Raw genomic sequence first — 15,011 nt, forward strand, 5'->3', positions numbered from 1 at the left:
CGTTGATCGGTGCTGATCCTGCTCGATCCAGGTTACACCGTGGTTGTCTTGCTGCTTGTCGCTCGAAACTTGTCGCTGTCGCTAAAACTGATAGCCGACCCCGGCGTAATACCCCCAGCCGTTGGAGCGGGCGCGGAATTCGCCATCGCCGAAATTCAGCACGCTGCCGTCTTCCCAGTTGCCGCCGTTGTGGAAATACCGGCCCACCAGGATGAAGCGCAGGTGGGTGAAGGAGTACAGCAGTACATTGGTGGCCACGGTGGCATTGGCCGTGCGGGCCGGGTTGTCCTTGTGCAGGTCGGAGCCGAAATCGAAGTTGGTGAAGCCGATGTAGGTCAGCGAGGCGCCGTTGCTGAATTTGTCGATGGGCACGATGTACTTGAGCTGGGCGCGGTAGCCATCCCAGGAGTATTCATTGCTGGCGCCATAGTTTTCCCACTGGTAGCGACCGTAGAAGTTGGCGGACAGGTTGACCCGCGAATGGGTGTCGATGTCGGTGCCCAGGCCGCTGTACAGGGTGTTGGCACGGTTGGCGGTGCGGCTGCCGTGGTCGTAGATCCAGTCGAAGGCCACGTACCACTCCTTGATCGGGCCGATGGCCAGGCTGCGGCCGGCCAGGTAGTCGATGGAGATGCGCGGCTCGTGCTCCATGAACAGCGGCGAACCGTGGTCCCAGATGCCCTTGTCGTGGCTGTTGCCGATATCGAGGATCTTCGGCAGGTCGATGTAGCCATAGAGCTCGAACGGCCCCTTGCGTCCGAAGTATTCGTATTCCAGGTAGACGTCGTCCGCCGGGCGGGGGCCGAAGCTGATGTCCTTGCTGCCGATCAGCATCAGGTCCTGGTTGTACCAGTCGGAGAGGTAGGCGCCGGGCTTGGCCGGTTGCACGTCCTTGCTCAGGCCTTCGCCCTGGGCCGATTCGTCCGGGGGGGCGGGTTGGGCCAACAGGGCAGGGCTGAGTAGTCCGGTAACGATGCCCAGTAGCAGGGAAACGCTGCGTGGGTACGAAGGCGCGGTACGCCTGGAGGTGACGAGCATTGAAAATCCTTGTTCGTGCGGGGTGAGATCAGGTTTGGGCAATCATCGGCGAATGGCCTGGATTCCCTGGCGCGCAAACGTTTGCATGTGTCGTACCAACTCATCTTTTTGCTACTGGATCGACGTGACCGGCCTGTTTGGGAAGGAAGGGGTGAATGGGGGCACCATAATGGTGCGACGCAGCGGCCTGTGCAGTGTTGTAAAAATTTTAAAACACCAAGGATCGCCGAAAATAAACGAATTTTTCCTGATTTTTACCGAGGTTAATCGATGCACCTTACCAAGGTATTAATGCTATTTGATGGTGCGCCTGGGTTGGGCAAGCTTTGCGGCGTCGTCTAGGTTACTGCCAGGGAAACTTAACCATCAGTCAGGTTTTGCGGGTTGCTGCGTGTAGTAGAGGGATCTGAAGCTTCCGGGTAGTACGCGTTCCTACGTAATAAAAAGCCTGCTCTCAAGGAAGGAGCCGCATGTGAGCGCACGTCATGCAAGGGATATGTTCGCTAGTCTTTCGCCTTTGCCTCTGGCGATCCGTTTGGGCCTGGCCGGCCTGCTCTGGGGGCTGGCCAGTCCCGCAGCCATGGCCGCTTGTTCGCCGGCCAACCCCAGCGCCGGCAGTATCGTTACTTGCAGCGGCAATGCCACGGCGATCCTCACCAACGCTTTCGCCACCTCGGCCGACGACCTGACGGTCAACGTCAACAGCGGCGCGACCTTCAACTCGCTGCTCGGCGGCACGGCGATGAGTCTCACCGGCCATAACGTCACCCTGAACAACAGTGGCACCATCGACCCGGCCCTGCTCGGGCTGGTGACCCTGCTCAGCAATGGTGCGGTCATCGGCAATGGCAGCGCCGCGACCGTCAACATCAACAACGCCGCCAGCGGTACCCTCAACGGCACCTCCGGCATCCTCGGCCTGAACCTGGGCACGCTCAACGGCATGGCGCTGAACATCAACAATGGCGCGGGCGGCAGCACCACCATCGTCAACAACGGCAGCATCGGTTCCTCGGCGTTGCTGGGCCTGACCCTGCTCTCCGCCGATGCGCCGGTGGTGGCGGTGCGGGGGGGCTCGCAGGTCAACATGACCAACAACGGCACCCTGGTGGGCCGGGTGGCGTTCCAATCCTCGACGGCTGGCAACAACTTCACCAACACCGGGCAGATCACCGGCGGCGTGTCCCTGGGGGCCGGCAGTACCAACAGCTTCACCGCAGTGACCGGTTCCTCGGTCAGCAGCGGCGGCGGGATCGGCATCGCCTTGGGCGGCCTGCTGGGGGTAGACCTGACATTTGCTGCTACCGGGCAGATCGACGGCGGCGCTGGTGGTTCCAACACCCTGCTGCTGCAGAACACCCTGGGCGTGGGTGGCGGCACCACCGGCAGCGGTACGGTTTCCAGCGCCAACTACGTCAACTTCAACAACCTGACCCTCAACAGCGGCACCTGGACCTTGCAGGGGCCGGTGGTCAGTGGCAACACCACGCTCAATGGCGGGGTGGCCCTGTACAACAACAGCGCGACTTTCGGCAGCGGCCTGCTGACCTCCAATGGTGGTGTGCTGCAAGCCAGCAGCGCCGGCTTGACTCTGAACAACCTGATCAGCCTGGGCGCTGGCGGACTGACCCTGCAAGGCAGCAACGACACCACCCTGGCCGGGGTGATTTCCGGTGGCGGCGGGCTGGTCAAGTCCGGCGCCGGGCAACTGACCCTCAATGGCGCCAATACCTACACCGGCAGCACCACCCTCAATGGCGGCACGGTGCAGGTGGGCAACAGCCAGGCTTTCAGCACTTCCACCGTGACCCTGGGCGGCGCGGCCACCTTGAGCGCGCCGGGCACCGTCAACCTGGGCAACAATTTGGTGCTCAACAACGCTCTGAGCACCAGCGGTGTCGGCGCGCTGACCTTGTCCGGCGTCCTCAGCGGCAGTGCCGCGCTGAACAAGGGCGGCACTGGCAGCCTGACCCTGAGCGGCAACAACACTGGCTTCAGCGGCACCACCAACCTCAATGCCGGCAGCCTGATCCTGGGCAACAACAATGCCTTGGGCAGTGGCCTGCTCAGCACGGCCGGCGGCACCACCCTGGATGCCAACACCGCCATCAACCTGGGCAACGCCCTGGCCCTGGCCGGCAACCTGACGGTGGGTGGCAGCAATGCCCTGACCCTGGGTGGCCTGGTCAGCGGTGCCGGTGGCCTGATCAAGAACGGCAGCGCCGACCTGGTCCTCAATTCGGCCAATGCCTACCTGGGCAACACGGCCCTGAATGTCGGGCGCTTGATCGTCGGCAATGCCGGCGCCCTGAGCACCGGCACCCTCAACGCGGCGGCCGGTACGACGCTGGATGCCAACACCGCCTTGAGCCTGGGCAACAACGTCAACCTGGCCGGCGCCCTGACCATTGGCGGCAACCAGAACCTGGGCCTGTCCGGGCAGATCAACGGTGCCGGCGGGTTGGTCAAGAATGGCGGGGCCAGCCTGACCCTGTCCGGTAACAACGGCTACCTGGGCAATACCAACCTCAACAGCGGTTCGCTGATCCTGGGCAGCAACCTGGCCCTGGGCCTGGGCGTGCTCAATACCGCCGCCGGCACTACCCTGGATAGCAGTACCGCGGTGTCCCTGGGCAATACCCTGAACCTGTCCGGCAACCTCAACCTGGCCGGCAGCAACGCGCTGACCCTGGGCGGGCTGGTCACCGGCATCGGTGGCCTGACCAAGAGCGGCACGGCGGGGCTGACCCTCAATGGCAGCAACACCTACCAGGGCGGAACCTTGCTCAACGGCGGCACCCTGACCCTGGGCAACAGCGGCGCCCTGGGCAGCGGCGCCTTGACCGTGGGCGGCGCGGCGAACCTCGCCGGCAGCACCAGCCTGGACCTGCTCAATGACATAGTGCTCAACGCCGACCTGACCCTGGACGGGCTCAATGCGCTGATCCTGGATGGCGACGTCAGCGGCGCCTATGGACTGGTCAAGAACGGTGGCGCCAACCTCACCCTCAATGGCAACAACAGCTACCAGGGCGGCACCTTGCTCAATGCCGGCAACCTGACCCTGGGTAGCGCCACGGCCCTGGGCAGCGGTGCGCTGACCGTGGGCGGCGCCAGTTCGCTGAATGCCGGCAGCGCCCTGAGCGTGGGCAATGCCATCAACCTCAACGCCAACCTGACGGTGGGCGGTAGCAATGCCCTGATCCTGGGCGGCACCATCGGCGGCAGCGCCGGGCTGATCAAGAGTGGCAGTTCCAGCCTGACCCTCAGCGGTACCAATACCTACCAGGGCAATACCGCCCTCAACGGCGGCACGCTGATCCTGGGCGCCAACGGCGCCCTGGGCAATGGCACGCTGAATGCCGCCAACGGCACCAGCCTGGACGCCAGTACCGCGGTCAGCATCGGCAATGGGCTGAACCTGGGCGGCAACCTGACGATCGCCGGCAGCAATGCCCTGACCTTGGGTGGCGTGATCGGCGGGATCGGCGGCCTGATCAAGAATGGCAGCGCCGACCTGATCCTCAACGGTGCCAACGCCTACCTGGGCAATACCACCCTCAATGCTGGCCGGTTGATCGTCGGTAACGCCAATGCCCTGGGCGGCGGTGCGTTGAATGCGGCCGCAGGCACTACCCTGGACAGCAACACGGTGGTGAGCCTGGGTAACCAGGTGAATCTCGGCGGCGGGGTCACTATCGGTGGCGGCGCCGACCTGACCCTGGCCGGGGTGGTCGGCGGGATCGGCAGCTTGATCAAGAACGGCAACGCCAACTTGACCCTGAGCGGCGTCAACACCTACCAGGGCGGCACCACGCTCAACGCCGGGACCCTGACCCTGGGCAACAACAGCGCCCTGGGCAATGGGGTGTTGACTGTGGGTGGCGCGGCAAACCTGGACAGCGCACCAGGTATCGGCCTGAACAACAACCTGACCCTCAATGCCAACCTGACCCTGCCCGGCAGCAACGACCTGACCCTGGGCGGGGTGATCGGTGGTACGGGGCAATTGATCAAGAACGGCACGACCAACCTGACGCTCAACGGCATCAACACCTACCAGGGTGGCACCGCGCTCAATGCCGGGACCCTGACCCTGGGCAACAGCGGGGCCCTGGGCGCTGGCGCCCTGACCGTTGGCGGCGCCGCGACCCTGGACAACAGCACGCCAATGGCCCTGGGCAACAACCTGACCCTCAATGCCGACCTGACCCTGGCCGGCAACAACAACCTGATCCTGGCTGGGGTGATCGGTGGCAGTTCCGGGCTGATCAAGGACGGCCTGGCGGACCTGTCCCTGAGTGGCAACAACACCTTCAGCGGACCCTTGAACGTGCTGGCAGGCAGTGTGACCACGCTCTCCAGCGGCGCCCTGGGCAACAGTTCCGGGGCCAATATCAGCGCGGGCGCCAGCCTCAACCTGAGCGCCAATGCCAGCCTTGGCGGGTTGACCGGCAGCGGCTCGGTGCAACTCAGTCCCGGGGTGGCGCTGAGTGTCGGTGGAAGTAACGCCAGCTCGGTGTTCAACGGCGACCTCAGTGGCAGCGGGCAGTTGACCAAGGTCGGCAGCGGCACCCTGACCCTGGGCGGCATCAATGGCCTGACCGGCAACAGCCTGGTCAGCGGCGGCACCCTGAAGGTCGACGGCTCCCTGGCCAGCGGCACGGTCAACGTCGCCAGTGGCGGCACCCTGACTGGCGCCGGTTCGTTGCTGGGCGCCCTGGATGTGGCGTCCGGTGGCCATCTGGCGCTGAACTCGGGCAGTACCTTGTCGGTGGGTTCGCTGGTGCTCAACAGCGGCGCCAACCTGGACGCCAACCTTGGCGCGCCGTCCACCACTTCGCTGCTCAATGTCGGCGGCAACCTGACCCTGGGCGGCCAACTCAACGTCAGCGATGCCGGTGGTTTCGGCGTGGGTGTCTATCGCCTGATCAACTACACCGGCAGCCTGGTGGACCAGGGGCTGAACGTGGCCAGCGTACCGCTGGGCTTCAATCTCGGCGACCTGGTGGTGCAGACCAGCGTCGGTAACCAGGTGAACCTGCTGGTGTCGGGAAGTGGCAGCAACATACGTTTCTGGGATGGCAGCCAGACCACGGCCAACGGCGTGGTCGATGGCGGCAGCGGTACCTGGGATTCGCTGAACAGCAACTGGACCTCGGTCAATGGCACTCTCAACCAGAACTGGGCCAATGATTTCGCGGTCTTCCAGGGCACTGCGGGTACGGTCACCGTGGCCGGCGCGCAGAGTTTCACCGGCATGCAATTCGTCATCGACGGCTACAACCTGGTGGGGGCCCCCGGTGGTTCGCTGACGGCGGTCAATGGCAGCGGCGGCAACACGGCGATTCGTGTCGATCCCGGCATGACTGCCACCCTCGGCGTGGCGATCAACGGCAGCGGCACCCTGGCCAAGCTCGACAGCGGCACCCTGGTGCTCAATGGCACCAACAGCTACAGCGGCGGAACTTCGCTGCAGGGTGGGACCCTGGTGGTGGGCAACAACAGCGCCCTGGGTACAGGAGCCTTGAGCACCGCCAATGGCACCACCCTGGACAGCAACACCGCGGTGACCCTGGGCAATGCCGTGACCCTGGCCGGCGCACTGAATATCGCCGGTTCCAACGCCCTGACCCTGGGTGGGGTGATCGGTGGCAGCGGTAGCCTGGTCAAGAACGGCAGCGCCAGCTTGACCTTGGGCGGCAACAATACCTACCTGGGGCCTACCGCGTTGAACGCGGGCGGCCTGATCCTGGCCAGCAACACCGCCCTGGGCGGCGGTGCGCTGAATGCGGCCGCTGGCACCAGCCTGGACGCCAGCACGGCGGTCAGCCTCACCAATGTGCTCAACCTGGCCGGCAACCTGGGTATCGGCGGTACCGCCGACCTGACCCTGGGCGGGATGATCAATGGAGCAGGCGGCCTGACCAAGAATGGTGCGGCCAATCTGACCCTGAACGCCAACAATGGCTTCACCGGCGGCACCTTGCTCAACGCCGGGACCCTGACCCTGGGCAACAACGGCGCCCTGGGCACCGGTGGCCTGACCGTGGGCGGTGCCGCGACCCTGGACGCCAGCAGTGCCCTGAGCCTGGCCAATGCCCTGACCCTCAACGCCAACCTGACCCTTGCCGGCAGTAACGACCTGACCCTGGGTGGAGTCATCGGCGGTGCCGGCCAGCTGATCAAGAATGGCCCGGGCAACCTGACCCTGGGCGGGGTCAACAACTACCAGGGCGGTACCTTGCTCAACGCCGGCACCCTGACCCTGGCCCAGGCCGCGGCCCTGGGCAGCGGCGCGCTGACCGTGGGCGGCAACGCGACCCTGGCCAACAGTGCGCCGCTGGTGCTGAACAACGATTTGAACGTCAATGCCGGGCTGACCCTGGCCGGGGCCAACGACCTGACCCTGGGTGGCGTGATCGCTGGCAGCGGGACCTTGACCAAGAACGGCGCGGCCAACCTGACCCTGAGTGGCAACAACAGTTTCAGCGGCCTGTTCGACGTGTCGTCCGGCAGCCTGATCACCCAGGGCAGCGGGGCCCTGGGCAACAACGCCAGGGTCAACCTCGGGGCTGGAACCAACCTTGACCTGGGCGCTTCCGCCAGCCTTGGCGGCCTCAGCGGCAGCGGTGCGGTGACCATCGGCAGCGGCAATACGCTGACCCTGGGCGGTAACAACCTGGGCAGTACCTTCGCCGGCGGCCTGAACGGTGCCGGGCAACTGGTCAAGACCGGTAGCGGCGTTCTCAATCTCAGTGGCACCAGCAGCCTGAGTGGCAATACCCAGGTCAACGCCGGCACGCTGAACCTCAGCGGCTCCCTGGCCAGCAATACGGTCACGGTCAACAGCGGCGCGACCCTGACCGGTAACGGCAGCCTGGGCGGTACCCTCAGCGTGGCCGATGGCGGGCACCTGGCGCTGAGTTCCGGCAACAGCCTGTCGGTGGGCTCGCTGGTATTGGGGGCCAACTCCAACCTGGACGTGGGCCTGGGCACGCCAGTCAGCGGTGGCGGCAATGCCCTGGTCAACGTCGGCGGCAACCTGACCCTGGACGGCACCCTCAACGTCAGCGATATCGGCGGTTTCGGCACAGGCGTCTATCGCTTGATCAACTACACCGGGGCGCTGACCGACAACGGCCTGAATTTCGGCAGCTTGCCTGGCAGCGTGACCCCGGGCGATCTGCAGCTGCAAACCGCAGTGGGCAACCAGGTCAACCTGCTGGTGACCGCACCCAACACCACGGTGCTGTTCTGGGATGGCTCGCAAACCACGGGTAACGGCGTGATCGAGGGCGGTTCGGGTACTTGGGGCAGTGGCACCAGCAACTGGACCTTGGCCGACGGTAGCCTGAACCAGGCCTGGGCCGGCAGCTTCGCGGTGTTCCAGGGCAGCGCTGGCAACGTGACCGTGAACGGCACGCAGAACCTCACCGGCATGCAGTTCGTCACCGACGGCTACAACCTGGCCGGCGGTGTGGGCGGGGCGCTGAACCTGGTCAATGGCGGCACCGGCAACACCGCGATCCGGGTCGATCCGAATGCCACAGCTACCCTCGGTGTGACGCTCACTGGCGGCGGTACCCTGGCCAAGCTCGATAGCGGCACCCTGGTGCTCAATGGCAACAACAGCTACAGCGGCGGCACCTCGCTACAGGGCGGCACCCTGGTGGTGGGGAACGACAACGCCCTGGGCAGCGGTGCCCTGAGCACTGCCAATGGCACCACCCTGGACAGCAATACCGCAGTGTCCCTGGGCAATGGGCTGAACCTGGCTGGCGCATTGAACATCGGCGGTTCCAATGCCCTGACCCTGGGCGGCGTGGTCGGTGGCAGCGGCGGATTGGTGAAGAGCGGCAGCGCCAGCCTGACCTTGAACGGCGTCAATACCTACCAGGGCGGCACCTTGCTCAAGGCCGGGCAATTGGTCCTGGGCAACAACAGTGCCTTGGGCACCGGGGCCCTGACGGTGGGCGGCAATGCCCAGCTCGACAGTCCGGTGGCCCTGCAACTGGCCAACGCCATTACCCTTGGCGCGCAGTTGAACCTGGCCAACCAGCAGGCCCTGACCCTTAGTGGCGTGATCAGTGGCAATGGCTCGCTGGTGAAGAATGGCAGCGGTGATTTGCTGCTCAGCGGCGCCAACACCTACAGCGGTGGCACCACGCTCAACGCGGGCACCACTCGCGGCGACGCCAGCAGTTTGCAGGGCTCGATCCTCAACAACGCGGCGCTGATGTTCCAGCAGAACGCCAATGGCACCTATGCCGGCAACCTCAGCGGCAACGGCACCCTGGTCAAGCAAGGCAGCGGCACGCTGTTGCTGACCGGCAACAACAGCTTTACCGGCACCACCCAGGTGCAGGGCGGCTCGTTGCTGGTAGACGGCAGCCTGGCCAGCGGCAATGTGCAGGTGGCCAATGGCGCCAGCATCGGTGGCAGCGGCCAGCTCAGCGGCACCGTACAGCTGGGCGATGGCGCCAGCCTCAAGGCCGGCGGCAGTGCCACGCCATTGTCCGTGGGCGGGCTGGTGCTGTCTTCCGGCACCAACCTGGACTTCAGCCTGGGCCAGGCCACCAGTTCCACCACGGTGGTCAACGTGGCGGGTGACCTGACCCTGGACGGCACCTTGAACATCACCGATGCCGGAAACTTCGGCGTAGGCGTCTACCAGCTGTTCCGCTACGGCGGCAGCTTGACCAATAACGGCTTGAACTACGGCACCCTGCCTGGTGGCGTGCTGCCGGGCTCCCTGAGCCTGCAGACCGCCCTGGCCAACCAGGTCAACCTGCTGGTACAGGGCGCGCCAGGCCAGGTGCAGTTCTGGAACGGCGGCCAGACCACGGCCAACGGCAGCATCGGTGGCGGCAACGGAACCTGGGGTGGTTCGACCAACTGGACCGACCCAACCGGTACCCAGACCCAGGGCGCGGGCAACCAGTTCGTGATCTTCGGCGGGCAGGGCGGCACCGTGACCGTGGCCGGCAACCAGAGCTTCACCGGCATGCAGGTGCTCGACAGCGGCTACAACTTCGTCGCTGGCAGCAACGGCAGCCTGAGCCCTACCAATGGCAGCGATGGCAGCCTGGCCAAGGTGCGGATCAACGGCGGGGTGGTGACCCAGATCGACGCACCACTGGTGGGCAGCGGCGGTATCGAGAAGACCGATGCCGGGGTGTTGCTGCTCACCGGCGCCAACACCTACACCGGCGGCACCACGGTCAGTGGCGGCACCCTGGCGGGCAACACCACCAGCTTGCAGGGACGGATGCTGGTCAATGCCCGGATGTTGTTCGCGCAGAACAGCAATGGCGTGTTCAACGGCCTGCTCAGTGGTACCGGTACCGTGGTCAAACAGGGCGCGGGGCTGTTGCAACTCAATGGCAACCAGCCGTTCAGCGGCACCCTGGCGGTGGAGCAGGGCACCGTGCAGGTCGGCGACACCCCGGCCTCCCTGGCCGGGCAGGTGGTGGTCAGCAATGGCGCCGCGTTGCAGGGCAACGGCAGTGTCGGCGGCCTGGTCAACAATGGCCTGGTGAGCTCCGGCGGGCCAATCGGCAAGCTGGCGGTCACTGGCAACTTCAGCAATGGCAGCACCGGCACCCTGCAGTTGACGCCGACCTCGGCCAGCAGCCCGGCGTTGCAGGTCGGCGGCACCGCCAACCTGGCGGGCAACCTGCAGGTCACTGGCCTGAACTATGGTGGCGCCAACACCAGCTATGCACTGATCAACGCCGGTGGCGGTATCACCGGTACCTTCAGCGGCAGCAACTTGCCGCAACTGGTGTTCTTCGACACCTCGCTGGTGTACGGCGCCAACCAGGTGAACCTGAACGTCAATCGCAACCAGACCAGCTTCCTCGACGTCGCCCAGACCCCTAACCAGCGTGCGGTGGCCGCGGCCCTGGGGGCCTACTCGGGGGACGACGACGATCCGGCCGACCAGTTGAACGACCAGATCCTCGGCCTGGACCGCGCCGGGGCAGTGGATGCGTTCAACAGCCTGTCCGGGGAGATCCATGCCAGCACCGTCAGCGCCTTGCTGGAGGACTCGCGGTATGTGCGTGATGCCCTCAATGACCGGATGCGCCAGCCTGGCTGCTCCAGCTCCCAGGACGACCCGCGGCAGGTCCTGGCCAGTCGCGAGAACCGCCTGAGCAGCAGTGGCTGCCAGGGTGAGATGGTCGGCTGGATGCGGGTACTCGGCACCTGGGGCGACATGGCTGGCAACAGCAATACCGCCAAGCTGGACCGCAACCTGTCGGGCTTCATGCTCGGCAGCGACCGCCAGCTGGACGACACCTGGCGTGCCGGGGTCGCTGCCGGTTACACCCGCAGCGACCTGTCGGCCCACCGGCTGCAATCCGATGCCAAGGTCGACAGCACGCACCTGGGTGCCTACCTCAACTCCCAGTTCGATGCCGTGGCCGTACGCCTGGGAGCGGCTTACAGCTGGCACCGGATCGAGACCAAGCGCGACGTCAATGTCGGCACCTACAGCGATCGGCTCAAGGCGCACTACAACGCCCGCAGCGCCCAGGTCTTCGGTGAGGTGGGGTATGCGATGGACGCTGCAGGCGTGGCCCTGGAGCCATTCGTCGGGTTGTCCTATATCAACTATGACAGCAACACCGGCAAGGAAAAGGGCGGTGCGGCGGCGCTCAAGGCCAAGGCCAGCCAGGACGTGACCTTCTCCACCGTCGGTATACGGGCCGGCAAGCGCCTCACCTTGGGCAATGGGCACCAGCTCACGCCACGGGTGGGCCTGGGCTGGCGCCATGCCTATGGCGACACCAAGCCGGATGCCGACCTGACCTTCATCGACGGCGGCACCTCCTTCACCACCCAGGGTGTGCCGATTGCCAAGGACAGTGCGCTGCTGGAGGCTGGGCTGGACTACCAGATCACCCCGGCCGGCAAGCTGGGCATCGGTTACTCGGGGCAGGTGTCCGACAAAACCAAGGACCATGCCATGACCCTCAACTTCACCCTCGACTTCTGACTGTCTTGGGTGTTCGGCAGCCGCCCTATGGGCGGCTTTGCCATGTCCGGTGGTCGCGCGAGGTTGCCGGTCGTCGGGCCGCGTTGCCTGACCAATGTCCCTGAGTGGCGTCCAGTGGCGCGCGATCTTGCTTGTCGGACATGGCAGAAGTGCTGGTCGATACTGGAGGCCGACAAGCCTTGCCGGCTGTTCTGGATCACTCTTTCCTATATTTAAAATATAAGGCTGCTTGATTGCAGTGGACTTGTTTCAAGTCTGGCTGTTAATTCGCTGAACTTGCATCTTGGCAAATTGTCGATCCTCCTGTTGTCATGGTTCATAGGTGAAATAAAACTGTAACAAGGTCGCGTGAGTATGCGTGGATAGAAACTTTCCTGGTGTGTCGGTATCAGGCTGGGCTGTTTCGATTGTGGGTTTAAGTGGCACTATGGTGGGGCTTTGATAATAAGCGTGGGCTTACCGCGGATCAATCCGGGATGCAGGTCATGTACGATGAACAGCGTCAGGCTCGAATAATTACAGTTTTGCAACTTATAGGTAATGCGCCTGATGCTGTACATGTTCGTGCGGCAGCGGCCTATGTCCATGGTTATATCGACGGACTATTCGACGAAGGTAAACTCTCGGTGCAAACCGCACAGGACTTGAAGTGGGTGGCGGAGATGCGCCGTGATAAGCGGCTGGCGGATTTGAATACTTAAACGCTGGCAGTCGGGTATTTCATCCGTCTGTGTGCAAGCGTACGGGTGGTTGTCGAGAACATCGGCCCATGTGTGCCTGATCCTGCTTTGGGGCAGGAGGCTAGCCCGCCGGGACGAGGCCGAACCGATGGACGCAAGGCAGGCGTTCGAAGCGCTCCTGGCGATGGCTCCTGCCTGTCCTGGCTACCCGCTGGTTTTTGGCTGGTCGCTACGGATAGCATTATCGAGGTGCGGATAGCGGCTGCCTTATACCGGAAATATTCCGACCTATCTTCTTCTTTACTGTCTTGGCCCTATCTTCACTGTTTTCTGGCCAATCAAACCGTATCCCGGCCAGTAGAGGTTACGGGTCGTTCTGGATAGCCTGATTGGTTCTGCGGAGAACTTCAGGAGATGTCCTGGGCAAGTGTCCTGGTGCAGTTTTAGTCTGTCAAAAATACAAGTCATGGTCTTTGTCGACGGATGTCCGGCGGGCGCACTCAATCAATCGCGGGCAAATTTTTTTGAGTGTTCGTTCGGTTTTTCAGAACGGGTTTTTGTATCCAATGGTTCGTTTTTTTATTTATAGTCAGGTGCGGTTTTCGTTGGGCGAGTTGCGCAAGGCAACATGAATGGTGCTTGTGGCGCAGAGCGAAAAGTATTGTGGGGCTATTTGGATATTGATTTTTCGTCGTAGCCATAATTGTCATGTTTTTGTCGCGTGAACTTTTGACGCTGTTGTCCGGGTTCACTCTTCGGGTAGTCAAGGCATATGAAGAAAGAGTCCGGCAAACGGGATACTCCCGGCATGGAGCTGACTGCTGCCAATATCCAGCGCGCAATGCTCGATGCCACCCCTGATTGCATCAAGGTGCTGACGCCTGGCGGTGTGCTCCTGGCCATGAGTGAGGCTGGATGCGTCGCGTTCCAGATACCCCAGACGCAAGTCAAGGGCACGGCCTGGGTACCCTTGCTGCCTGCATCGACCCACGGCGCCGCCCTCGATGCCCTGGCCTTGGCGGCGGCGGGTATTTGCGCGCGTTTCACCGGCTATAGCGATGCCCACGGCAAGATCATCCACTGGGATAACCTGCTGACCCCGACCCTCGATCAGCAGGGGCGCGTGCATAGCATCGTGTGCGTATCGCGCGATATCACCCCGCAGGTGCTGTTGCAGCGGGAGCTGAACCAGGCGCTGGTGCGCGAACAACTATTGACGAGCGAAAGGCTGCATCGGATCAAGAACCTGTTCACCGTGGCCGACGCGGTGGTCATGATGGCCGACAGGGAAGCGCGCAGCACCGGTATTCTCGACCGCTTGGGCAAGATCGCGGCCGACAAGCTGAGGGCGCTGTCCAGGGTCTATACCCAGATCCTGGACGCGGAGGGGGGCACGGCGATGGAAATGACCGCCTTCATCGGTTCCGTGCTGCAACCCTTCGGCGCCCGGTGCCGGTTCAGCGGCACCCTCGAACATGTCCCCGGGACGCTGGCCAACCTGTTGGCCCTGCTGCTCCATGAACTGGCGACCAATTCGGTGAAGCATGGTGCACTGAGTGTCGTCGAAGGTGAGATCGACATTCGCTGGGCGAGCCATGAGGGCTGGCTGAGTCTCGACTGGCACGAGCAGGGCGGGCCGGCGATTCTTGCCCCGCCGCTCCGGCATGGCTATGGCTGTGAGTTGATCGACGAACTGGCGATCGTCGCCGGTGGGGCCATCGAGCGGCACTGGTGCCCGGAGGGACTGCGGGTGGCATTGAAGCTTGCATTGGCCGGCAAGTAGCTCGGTAGCCGCATCCAGTGATCATTTGCGAAACACCGAAAAGAGCGGTGCGCTCGGGTGCTAGAGTGCGCTGTCCAGGCATGACCGGCACCCGGGGGAAAGATGGATCTGTGCGAACACTTGCTGCTGCTCGAACGCCAACTGCAGGACGCCGACGTGCGTGGCGATCGCCAGGCGCTGGATGCGCTGCTGGCCGATGAGTTCCTCGAGTTCGGCGTCAGCGGCGGGCGCTGGGACAAGGCCCAGGTGCTCGCCAGCTTGCCGCAGCAGCTGTTCATCAAGCGGCACATCGAGCAGTTCAACGTGCAGCGGCTGGCAGTCGACCTGGCCCAGGCCACCTACCTGTGCCATAACGCCGCAGCTCCCGGACGAGCGGCTAGCAGTGCCTGGCGCAGCTCGCTGTGGCGCTGGCGCGAAGGGCACTGGCAGATGCTGTTCCACCAGGGGACGCCGCGACCTGGGGCCTGAGAGCTCTGCTAGAATCCCCGTCCCAGACTTGACGAGG

The 15,011-nt window shown here is 63.9% G+C and carries 5 protein-coding genes; 4 read left to right on the plus strand and 1 reads right to left on the minus strand.

Annotated elements, in window-relative coordinates:
- Positions 1 to 81 precede the first annotated feature (81 nt).
- Positions 82 to 1,038 (minus strand): nucleoside-specific channel-forming protein Tsx, encoded by a 957-nt coding sequence (locus C4K40_RS12915; RefSeq protein ID WP_053138070.1) that lies wholly within the window; start codon positions 1,036 to 1,038, stop codon positions 82 to 84.
- Positions 1,039 to 1,510: 472 nt separating this feature from the next.
- Here C4K40_RS12915 and C4K40_RS12920 point away from each other — a divergent pair, with 472 nt between their 5' ends.
- From C4K40_RS12920 to C4K40_RS12935, 4 genes are all read left to right on the plus strand, one after another.
- Positions 1,511 to 12,043: an autotransporter-associated beta strand repeat-containing protein gene (locus C4K40_RS12920; RefSeq protein ID WP_371263525.1), complete on the plus strand. Its 10,533-nt coding sequence runs from the start codon at positions 1,511 to 1,513 to the stop codon at positions 12,041 to 12,043.
- A 485-nt stretch (positions 12,044 to 12,528) separates the two neighbouring features.
- A complete protein-coding gene (locus C4K40_RS12925; RefSeq protein WP_124421302.1) occupies positions 12,529 to 12,744 on the plus strand; it encodes a hypothetical protein in 216 nt (71 codons plus the stop codon).
- Positions 12,745 to 13,495: 751 nt separating this feature from the next.
- Positions 13,496 to 14,506, plus strand: a complete 1,011-nt coding sequence (locus tag C4K40_RS12930) for a PAS domain-containing protein (RefSeq protein WP_083457006.1) — start codon at positions 13,496 to 13,498, stop codon at positions 14,504 to 14,506.
- Between the two features lie 102 nt (positions 14,507 to 14,608).
- The gene (locus tag C4K40_RS12935) at positions 14,609 to 14,974 is read left to right on the plus strand and encodes a DUF4440 domain-containing protein (protein ID WP_053138076.1); all 366 of its coding nucleotides are present in this window, start codon (positions 14,609 to 14,611) and stop codon (positions 14,972 to 14,974) included.
- Positions 14,975 to 15,011: the final 37 nt, after the last annotated feature.

Source organism: Pseudomonas sp. CMR5c (assembly GCF_003850545.1).
GTDB lineage: Bacteria > Pseudomonadota > Gammaproteobacteria > Pseudomonadales > Pseudomonadaceae > Aquipseudomonas > Aquipseudomonas piscis.

Excerpts from the sequence above, each read along its gene's own strand:
- C4K40_RS12930 (WP_083457006.1), top strand. The coding sequence starts at position 13,496 with ATGAAGAAAGAGTCCGGCAAACGGGATACTCCCGGCATGGAGCTGACT.
- C4K40_RS12915 (WP_053138070.1), bottom strand. The coding sequence starts at position 1,038 with ATGCTCGTCACCTCCAGGCGTACCGCGCCTTCGTACCCACGCAGCGTT.
- C4K40_RS12935 (WP_053138076.1), top strand. The coding sequence starts at position 14,609 with ATGGATCTGTGCGAACACTTGCTGCTGCTCGAACGCCAACTGCAGGAC.
- C4K40_RS12925 (WP_124421302.1), top strand. The coding sequence starts at position 12,529 with ATGTACGATGAACAGCGTCAGGCTCGAATAATTACAGTTTTGCAACTT.